A 9,427-nucleotide genomic window follows, 5' to 3' on the forward strand; every position below is an offset into this window, starting at 1 on the left:
GGATTTGAACCTGCGGCCTTCAGGTTATGAGTTAGTTTTCTCACCTTATCACCGTCTATCATGATTTTCTCAATATCACGCTACATAGCTGTTTATATGTGTTTTATAACGCATACATCTACGCTAAAGCCTCACATTCAACCTTGCATTTCGCCTTAAATTGCTTCCATTATGCTTCCAAATTGAGGAAAGGAAGCAAGATGCCCCGCCTAAGCAAGCGCACTGTAGATGCCCTCAAACCGCTAGAGAAAGATTACTTCGAGTGGGATGACGACCTGCCCGGCTTTGGCGTGCGCGTTATGCCGACAGGACGCAAAAGCTATCTGATCCAATATCGCGATAGCAGCCGCAGAACCCGTCGCAAGGCACTTGGTCGCCACGGCACCGTTACCGCCGATGAAGCTAAGGCAGAAGCCCGTCAGTTGCTCTCATCTGTTGCACGCGGCGAGAACCCGGCAGAGGACTATAAACGCAAGAAAGGCGCACCGACCGTTCGAGAGCTAGGCGATCGCTTTATGAGCGACTACGTCCCGACACGCTGCAAACCCTCCACAGCTAAAGAATATCGCCGCAGCTTTGATCTTTTCATCTATCCGGCTTTTGGATCGCTCAAAGCAGAAGACGTAAAGCGATCTGATGTAGCCGACCTGCATCACAAGTTGCGTGACAAACCCTATCAGGCCAACCGCACCCTTGGCGTTCTATCCGTCATGTTTAATCAGGCTGAGGTCTGGGGCCTACGACCAGATGGCTCTAACCCTTGCCGTCACATCAAAAAATACACTGAGGAAAAGCGTGAGCGTTATCTAAGCGGGGAAGAACTGGCTCGACTTGGGCAAACTCTGAACAACCTTGAAGAAGCAGGTACAGAGTCACAAGCTGCTATCAATGCGATAAGGCTTCTAGTCCTTACTGGCTGCCGCCTTGGTGAAATACAAACCCTGAAATGGGAATACATTCAACGTAACGCTTTGCACCTGCCAGATTCCAAGACAGGCAAGAAGAAGGTCCCAATTGGCGATGAAGTCCACTCGGTACTGGATGATATAGAACGGATCGGCGAAAACCCTTACGTAATCACCGGCAAATTACCGGGCTCTCATATCACCGATATGCAGAAGCCATGGCGTCGTATACGGGCTGCTGCCGGGCTGGACGATTTGCGTATTCACGATTTGAGACACTCATATGCATCTTCCGCCGTTGGCATGGGCGAAAGCCTACCAATGATCGGTAAGTTGCTCGGACATAGCCAAGTGCAAACCACAGCCCGTTACGCACATTTGGCCGACGATCCCGTTACTGCATCAGCCAACAAAATCTCAAGCCATATAAGCATGCTGCTAAGAACGCGACGATGATTTAGGAACTCACATCATCGTGCAGTGTGCATATACAAATGAAGGGGCATACACTTATTTTTTCTTGCGTAAGTTTAGCGTGTTCTTAATGATCGTACCATCTGGCAAAATCGTCTCTGTTTTGTTCTCAACCTGATAACCATTCAATATGGCTAAAGCTATGGTGCCACCACCGACCAATGCAACAGCCCACAAAATTGAGCCGCCAGATACAGCAGTAAGCGCTGCTGCCCCCCATCCAATCGGGTTCCACGCATTTACTGCAGCAACTCCTGCGCCACCAATTGCTGCAACCACGGCAGCTTTCTTAACCAAAGATAGCCTCCTAACGCCATCTGCAACCTTTTCATTTGTAATAATGACAGTCTCAGCGTCGGTCTCCATCGCCTGTTTCAATTGGCCGGAGCTTTCCACGATCACATAACGTTCATCCGGCATAATATTAACCGTATTATTTACAGCTTGTTTTGCAGCCCCGTCCATTTCCAGCCCCTCCAGATACAACTGACGATTACATTATTTCCAAATACAACAATTAAACTAATTTACGACTTTTTGAAATTCCTGAATTTGTCTACTGCTGTGCGTTCCATTTCTATCTCCTCCTACGTAACGTATACGTAAGGGATAGGCCCCCTAACGTTACGGGAATGAGCATTACGCCAAACCACCAACACCACGTCAAAACCCGTAACGGTCCAACTACTCAATCCCCGTAAGGGACTGAATACGCTGGCAAGCGCTGGACTCTCCACCCTCGCTTATGCTGTATAGAATGATCATGAAAGGCGTAACGTTGAGAAGGCAAACAACCGATGGATGCGTGGGAAATCTGGAACAAGGGCGTTCAACTCTCAAAAGCCCACCTATATATCGGCCCACCTGAAAAAGTCGCTGCATGCCGCAAATACACCCAACAATCTTCTGGCGGTGTCATTCTAGACCGTATAGCCAAGAACGCCGATAAGGATGCTTCATTCGAGGACCTATTCAAAGGTGTTCTCGGTCCAACAGGCCCCCGCAAAAAATTGGAAGAAGAGTTGCGCTCCAATATCTTCGAGCGGGTACGCGTCAAGAGTCTTCTTGCCTACGGCTTCGCTATACCCCGCCGACCAGAGGACTCCCCCATTCCAATCCCTTCAGACCTATGGAACCCATACCTCCAATGGGCTAAGGATCAAGCTCGAGCAAACGGCTTCCAGATGGACGGCATTCGGATCACTGATCCTGATTGGTTAGATGAAGCCGACAACCAAAATACAATCAAGCCAGCAGGCCGCCCTAGCCGCAAACCCCAAATCATTGAAGCCTTCGAGACGCTGGATCGCGAGGGCAAGATTGATTATTCGAACCCGGCCAAACACTGCTACCCAGCAATTCGCAACTGGGTCAAACTTCATTACCCCGAAGCAGAAAACCCTGATAGAGGCTTAGGTGACAAAGCCATTCAGTCGCATGTAAATCGCCTGTTCAACGCCCGAAAAGAACGCGACTAAAAACTATAAAATACCTTAAGGTTTATAGTCTTATTAATAGTCGACAGACTGTTGCACGGTCACTCCATCGCAAACAGCGCAAATGGAGATGACATGCTGCAAGCACAGACGAACACCATCGAAAACCCCGCCTATTATGACACCCTGATCAACGAAGTCGAAGCCGCCAAGTTTCTCGGCTACACAGTACGCGCCCTTCAGAATTGGCGCGTTCGGGGTGGCGGCCCGGTCTTTATCAAAGTCTCTGCCCGTTCCGTCCGCTATCGCCGCCGCGACCTGATCGCATGGGCCGATGAGCTGGCCGTTACCAGCACATCAGCTTTCCAAAATTAAACTGATCATCGCGGGCAAGCTCATATAACGAGTTTTGGCCCGACGGGGTTGGACGCACCGTCGGGCATTTTGGGGCCGTAAGGCTCAAAAAGAGCAGGTGGAGAACAACAACTCCCCTGCTCCACTCTCTCCTCACCCCGCAGAAATCGCTTTGGAAGGCCGATCTTCAATACCGGCCCCAAAACCTAAAGCGTCCCCTGCGCGGAGCGCCAAGAGAACAATTCCAGCCCAACGGGCTGGCCTTCTTATTCCCCTCAAAAATCTGAAACCCGAAAATCCAGAGGGGGGTCCTTGTAACACCCCCCTCTAGAATTACAGATCAACCAAAGGAGCCAAGAAAATGCCCGAACTTCTCTATGCTGGCTTTGATACGCTTGAGGTTTCCTTTCAAGGCGCTCTAAAAAGCGAAAGCTTAGAAGTCCTTCGCAACGCAAAAGATGAAGCCGCCAAAACTCGTGAGGATCAACTTATCGAGATTGGCCCAGCCAAAGTCGACGGCCATGTTCCAGCGCACGGCATGACCGGCGGGTATGCCTTTGTCTTTGATACCGGCTTCATGGGCGAACAATGGACCTTTATGGACAGCGAAGACACTTCGCGCTGGAATATTGCTGTCAAAGTCCGAGCTGCCAATCTAGCCGCCCATAGCTATCAGGAAATCAAAGCGCGCATACAACAGCGCTTAACCGATATGGGCTGCATTGCGCTTCAAGAGAGCATCCGCCGCGCCGACTTTGCTATGGACTTCCTGATGCCGGAAGGCTTTGAACTCAATCAGGATCAAGTCGTTGCCCACAGTCACAGCAAAGTCAGCAGCCATTGGGGGGAAAAGAACGCGGATAGCGAAAAGCAAAATCACCCGAGTACGGTTTTCAGAGGCCGCAAACTGGAATCCATCACCATTGGTAAGATGCCAGGGCGACAAGTTATCATCTACAACAAACGAAAGGCCGCGATAGAGAAGCAAACGCCGTTCTGGTTCAAAGTTTGGGACATTGACCCCAAGGACACCAGCAAACACGTCTGGCGTGTCGAATTTCGGGCAGGGAAGAAGGAACTTAAGGACAAATACAACTTGCGGAGCTTCAAGGATTTTGAGGACAGCATAGGAGATGTGTTCTGCAATACAGCTGAGAAGGTTCGATACATCGACAACGGGAATGTGGTCTCGAATATCAGCCGAGCGCAACAGCACCCGCTATGGTTAGCGGTCACAAACACCTTAGAACGCAACCTGTTTGAATATCGCTCTGGACTTCTACCCGGCCAACTGAGGGACCTCATCCGAGAGCATCAAGAGCAAGTTTATTGGCAACAAATTCAGGGAAACCTTGCTGGTCTTGCCGTCGTTGAAGGGTTAACCACCGATCAAATCCGAACCGAGTATTCAGATAATCTAGCTAAAGAAATTGAAACCCGTATCAATACTCAAGGTGGACGATTTTGGGAGAGCTATAATCGCTCCCGGGCTAGGTTAAACTTCATTTGCAGCCCTAAATCGCCTTCTTAAGCTTAGGTTACGAGCACTCCCGTATTTGCCGAAATAATCTCAACTCTTTCTCCTGCCACAGGCATCTGGACACCCCATGGATAAGACGGAGTTTTCCCCCGCTCATATTGCCAAACCGTTATTGCAGGAAGATTCCGCTTGTCGTAGATACGACCCAAATTAATAACAAGACTGTTTGGCGCGGCTAGGATGAGGTTCACTCTCTTAACGCTGCTTCCGCACAACTCACGCAAAACACCAAAAAATTGGTCTGCAAGCGCAGCTTGCTTATCCTTTGACCAATGCCCATCAACCGTGAGGTTGTTCAGCCGCATGGAGACAATTGGAAGTCCCTCGAACGCTTGCTCAATACCAGCCATGTCAGTTGGGTAGGAAACGGAGACACTCAGAACGATCTCCTCAGCGTCTCCAACGGTATCAAAGCCCTTTAAACCAAAACGGTCTTGATCGTCTTTCCCATCAAGCAAACGCCACGAGCTACGAACACGGTCCCAATCCATTAACGTGATGACACTTTCATCATCTAAAAGGATGCCCATAAGAAAACTAAATGGGACAGGAGCTAAACCACCAGCGAAGTAAGCTATATCCGAGCGATCAGTTCCCGCCTGAGAATTGGCAATTAAATCTGGCAGCTGAGTAATTCGCCTTAAGGCTTCCTCAGGAGCCACAATTTGACCGTCGACACGCCTAATACTAACTAACACCTGCAGTCTATGGCCTTGGAATCTGAACGGAATACCATCTTTCAAAGGGGTACCCTCAGTGTCGCGCAAACCTCGAAGCTCTATTGCTAGTATTTTCTTTTTGCCTGATCTGCGTGTCTCAAGAATTAAGAGAACTAGACCCAAGAGTATTAATGCCGCAGCCAGAGCAGTCGCCAAAATCACTAAGAATGTTGGCGTTCCTTCGTTTACACTGAATGCTATTTCGAATTCGCCATATGGGGTTGGGATTACGGTATCCACTCCCCAACCAGCGACGCCACAGACTCCAACAAACAGAGCTACACCATAGCGAATAAGAGTCAGCCCCGTAGACCGGCGCCGCCAAAGGTATTCGATAGCCCCCTCAACAAACCTGTCAACATGGCGCCGCAATTTTCTCTCCTAAAACTTCTGCAGTAACTTCGACATTTGAGATAGGCTCTCCTCGACGAACCAAAACTGCGGAGCAATGCAGCCTCCTCCACCAGCCTTTCTTAACTATGAGCAAGACGGCGAAAGAGATGTTTTCCTCCTCTTCCAAGAGGTTGGTCATTGACTCGATATCTGTAGCACTAGGAATAGGTTGATGATTGGGGTGAGAGTGCCACTCTCCCAAATAGTTGTATCGAGCATAATCGTTTCCTGTTCGCGCAAAGAAATCGTCCAATGCTTCATAGTGATGCTCTGGGGAACGAACAAAGTGAGCTTCGCTTCCTGTAATTTCATCCAAAGAGAAATCAACGATACGAAACTCACCCGGTTTCAGCTGCTCAGCCATCAGTATTCCCCCGACTTCGCGTCGCTTCGACCTTGAGAGGCATAACAACATCCTCTCCTGCACTTCCTTTGTCAGCTCAACTCTCATCTTGCTTCTCAAAGGCATCAGGAAATAACTCTTTGATTAGAACAGCTAATTCCTTGCCACTTTCATCTGAAATTGGGGCCACCCATTTCCCCTCGGGTTCTAGTTTAATTGGAAACACTTCAAACGGAGCAGAGAAAATCCATTCACGTTGCAGCCCGATTGCATATGCGGAGTAAGGAAAAATCGTATCCTCTCTAGCAAGGATATCGACTACAAAACGGGTCATATGAGCAGCAATGATTGTTACCTCTGAATCGTCCGCGACCAATGGAGGAGCATCATCGCGAGTTAAATCATATGCTGTAGACTCTTTTCCATCCCATGGTACACCTTGATCAGCACACCACGCAGCCAACTGCTTTCTCGCGGCGAGAGGCGCTGGGTCAATGTCTGGTCTCGACCTTGAAACCATCCCTCCCACTCCACCAGAAAACACTTCTCCCCACACCATGGGCTTACCTTCTGCACGAGCCACTGCGGCACAAAGGCTAAAGATAGTAGCATCAGCTGTCGCGTCTACAACTAGATCACAGCTAGCGATATCGGTTAAGGCAGCCTCTGTTGACGAGGAGCTCTCTTGCCCTCCCATGAGAACGCGTCTTACACTAATCTCAGCAGACGGATTGATTTCACGTATTCTGGCTTTAACCGCATCAGGCTTGTTTAGACCTATAGAGCGTTGATCCAATTCGTTTCGAACTATGTTACCCGGAAACAGGATGTCTCCATCAACAAGCGTAAACTTGCATACACCCGCTCGGGCCAACGAAGCTGCGACCTTAGAGCCGACGGAACCACAACCTACCACAGCAACAGATTTCTGCCTTAGCTCATCATATTCAGTGCTTTGCCTACGCTCATCTTTAGGAACAAGAACTGTTTTATAAGGGCATGCGCTTGTAACTTCTTCTCCTTTAAATAAATTGAGAAGCTGAAATTTACCGTCCGAAACAAAGAGAACAGGTCGCTCGACAGCTCCGTTCTGGATAAACTCGGTTAAACTCTCGTGCTCAAATTCTTTTGCCATAGCGACCAAATCATCGAGAGAAGTTGGTAAATCATTGAAATAGTCCGATGACACGCGGACCGCAAAAGCACTGCGCCGAATAGGCATAAGTGGAAGTAAATCCTGACTCCATAAAGGGCTATCACTACCGCCTACACGACTGACTTGCATTACCCACGTCGGGGGTCTGAACAATTCAGAAAGTTCTAACTCTGTAATCGACCGCTCGGGAAGACCTTCGAGAATTGATCTAACTGCATCTGATATTACCATTCGGTAAGTTGAGCCCCGCGCGGCTTGAGCTGCCGTAACACGATGCGCATCAGGCACATCTCGTTGCTCATCTTCTGCCGGCCTTTCACCTGAGAGTAGACGATATGCGCTCTCGACCATCATCGCGCCGGTCATATCGGGTTCCCAGTTGTCTACGCGAAATTCGAGACACAGCTCACCACCGGAACCATACTGATGGGCTGACAATCTCACATTTCCGTCTGGAAAGACTTGTGGAGGCACGTCAGGAAAGAATGCTGGATAGATGATCTCGAGCGACACCTCATTACCATCATAAGCTATGACAAAATCAGCGGAGAGCCGCAAACTCTCAGACAAGTTCCACTTTACCTGCTTCAGCCAATCAACGCTTTCTTGCAAATTCGCGATTGAAACGCGTTCCTCAAGAGCTCGCCGAGCCTGTGATATCCACCAGCTCATGCAAAACCCTTAGGTTTTGTCGGTCGCCGCTGTTCATTCCCAAACGCTGGTTTGGATGCTATTGCCCCTGCTGTGGCTGCACTTGGCGCCCTCATCAAACTACCACTTGAGCCAGCATCAATGCGCTTCGCTAACTCTTCCCCAATTTTGGGACCAAGATGTCCGGTAATTACAGACCTGCTGCTCTCCTTCGCAACAACCTCGAACGTTTCGCGGACTTGAGCCAGCCACTCACCAAACGCTTCTCTCCGTTCAGGATGCTTTTCCCATTTATCAGCGAAATTTTCAGTCCAATCGGTTGGGTTTCGAATGATTACTTTGTTACCGTCATACTCAATCGAGTGCTCCATCCGAGCAAGGATTGCAATCAATGCGCTACCTATGGTCTCTTCATTCTCATAGGCATGAGCCGCCAACGTCGAGATGATGATCGAAATTGGCGCATTAGCGCTATCCTCCGCAAACATGATGTCGCGATGACGCTTTAATATCATGATCGCTGACTGCAATGGAGTACGCACACGATACGTAGGAACGTCTTCAATGCTGGCAGTTACATCCTTAGCACGCATTTCATTTAAGACCTGCTCTCTACGCCGAGTAAACGCCTTCCCCATTCGAGCTTTAAACCATTCTGCATATCCCTTAGGATTGGACCGAGGCCAATCCTCGCTAATATTATCAAAGTTAGCCGCTTGATCATCTGTGATTGCGATGGCGGTATCGGCAAAACTGGCATCGAAGGATTGCGCCTCAAGCAAACGACGTTGGTCTTGTCCGTTTGGCAAGCTCGGCACGACATCCATGTGAAATTGCGCCTCATCAGAATACTCGAGGCGCCAACAGCGTTGCTTCGACTGAACTTCTTTTGCCATATTCTTAGCTTTTCTATAGGCTTTTATCTCGTCCCCGAGCAACGTCTTGAGCTGTGCTTGAGACACATCCAACTTACTCAAGCCAGATAGAACACAGGCGCAGTCAATATCGTACTGTTCCTCACTAGAGTTCGGTTTGATAACTGTTCCAAGCCGGAATGAGCCTTGCACAAACACCTCTGGCTCATATTTAGCAACACTAGATGTCGGCCGGTGGAACCATTCACCCAGAGTCTTGTAGCTGCGCTCAGCCTGCTCGTAGCGGGCAGGAGGAATTTCCAGCTCGTTTGCGAGAGCATCAAGGTAGTCTTCTGCTTGCTTAGTGAGTGTGGACATTCCAACAATCCCAACCTTATTTTCTGCCAATCATGTAGAAAACAAGTGGTTGTAAATTAGATAATTGTCAACCTCTACAGTAGAGACGAGCGACAGCTTCACTACCTGACGAATACATGCACCAGAGACATGCTTCCATAATGCTTCCAAACGCAAAAACGCCTTAGCCGATTTCTCAGCTAAGGCGTTGATATTATTGGTTGCGGGGGCAGGATTTGAACCTG

At 49.1% G+C, this 9,427-nt stretch carries 10 protein-coding genes; 4 read left to right on the forward strand and 6 right to left on the reverse strand.

Going from position 1 to position 9,427, the window contains the following annotated elements:
- The first annotated feature begins 200 nt into the window (after nt 1-200).
- Entirely contained in the window at nt 201-1,361 is a 1,161-nt protein-coding gene (locus TH19_RS22190) for a tyrosine-type recombinase/integrase (RefSeq protein WP_114104535.1), read from the forward strand.
- A gap of 54 nt (nt 1,362-1,415) precedes the next feature.
- Here the strand turns inward: TH19_RS22190 and TH19_RS22195 are convergent, their stop codons facing one another.
- Nucleotides 1,416-1,844, reverse strand: a complete 429-nt coding sequence (locus tag TH19_RS22195) for a hypothetical protein (RefSeq protein WP_147250814.1) — start codon at nt 1,842-1,844, stop codon at nt 1,416-1,418.
- A gap of 332 nt (nt 1,845-2,176) precedes the next feature.
- Here TH19_RS22195 and TH19_RS22200 point away from each other — a divergent pair, with 332 nt between their 5' ends.
- The 3 genes from TH19_RS22200 to TH19_RS22210 all read left to right on the forward strand — a co-directional run bounded on the left by TH19_RS22200 (nt 2,177) and on the right by TH19_RS22210 (nt 4,700).
- Nucleotides 2,177-2,857, forward strand: a complete 681-nt coding sequence (locus TH19_RS22200; protein ID WP_114104537.1) for a hypothetical protein — start codon at nt 2,177-2,179, stop codon at nt 2,855-2,857.
- A 93-nt stretch (nt 2,858-2,950) separates the two neighbouring features.
- Entirely contained in the window at nt 2,951-3,190 is a 240-nt protein-coding gene (locus TH19_RS22205) for a helix-turn-helix transcriptional regulator (protein ID WP_114104538.1), read from the forward strand.
- A 340-nt stretch (nt 3,191-3,530) separates the two neighbouring features.
- The gene (locus TH19_RS22210) at nt 3,531-4,700 is read left to right on the forward strand and encodes a hypothetical protein (protein ID WP_114104539.1); all 1,170 of its coding nucleotides are present in this window, start codon (nt 3,531-3,533) and stop codon (nt 4,698-4,700) included.
- A gap of 2 nt (nt 4,701-4,702) precedes the next feature.
- Here the strand turns inward: TH19_RS22210 and TH19_RS22215 are convergent, their stop codons facing one another.
- The 5 genes from TH19_RS22215 to TH19_RS22980 all read right to left on the reverse strand — a co-directional run.
- Nucleotides 4,703-5,800 carry an SAVED domain-containing protein gene (locus TH19_RS22215; RefSeq protein ID WP_114104540.1) on the reverse strand — a complete coding sequence of 366 codons (1,098 nt, stop codon included), beginning with the start codon at nt 5,798-5,800 and terminating at the stop codon, nt 4,703-4,705.
- Complete coding sequence (locus TH19_RS22220; RefSeq protein ID WP_309471258.1) at nt 5,784-6,290, reverse strand: M67 family metallopeptidase; 507 nt, start codon at nt 6,288-6,290, stop codon at nt 5,784-5,786. Before TH19_RS22220 ends, TH19_RS22215 begins: the two co-directional genes overlap by 17 nt.
- Nucleotides 6,262-7,992, reverse strand: a complete 1,731-nt coding sequence (locus TH19_RS22225; protein WP_114104542.1) for a ThiF family adenylyltransferase — start codon at nt 7,990-7,992, stop codon at nt 6,262-6,264. Before TH19_RS22225 ends, TH19_RS22220 begins: the two co-directional genes overlap by 29 nt.
- A complete protein-coding gene (locus TH19_RS22230; RefSeq protein WP_114104543.1) occupies nt 7,989-9,203 on the reverse strand; it encodes a nucleotidyltransferase domain-containing protein in 1,215 nt (404 codons plus the stop codon). Before TH19_RS22230 ends, TH19_RS22225 begins: the two co-directional genes overlap by 4 nt.
- Before the next feature lie 30 nt (nt 9,204-9,233).
- Nucleotides 9,234-9,427 (reverse strand): hypothetical protein (locus tag TH19_RS22980; protein ID WP_220151789.1); only part of this gene is annotated, 194 nt, incomplete at its 5' end.

Source organism: Thalassospira profundimaris (assembly GCF_003326675.1).
Taxonomy (GTDB): Bacteria; Pseudomonadota; Alphaproteobacteria; order Rhodospirillales; family Thalassospiraceae; genus Thalassospira; species Thalassospira aquimaris.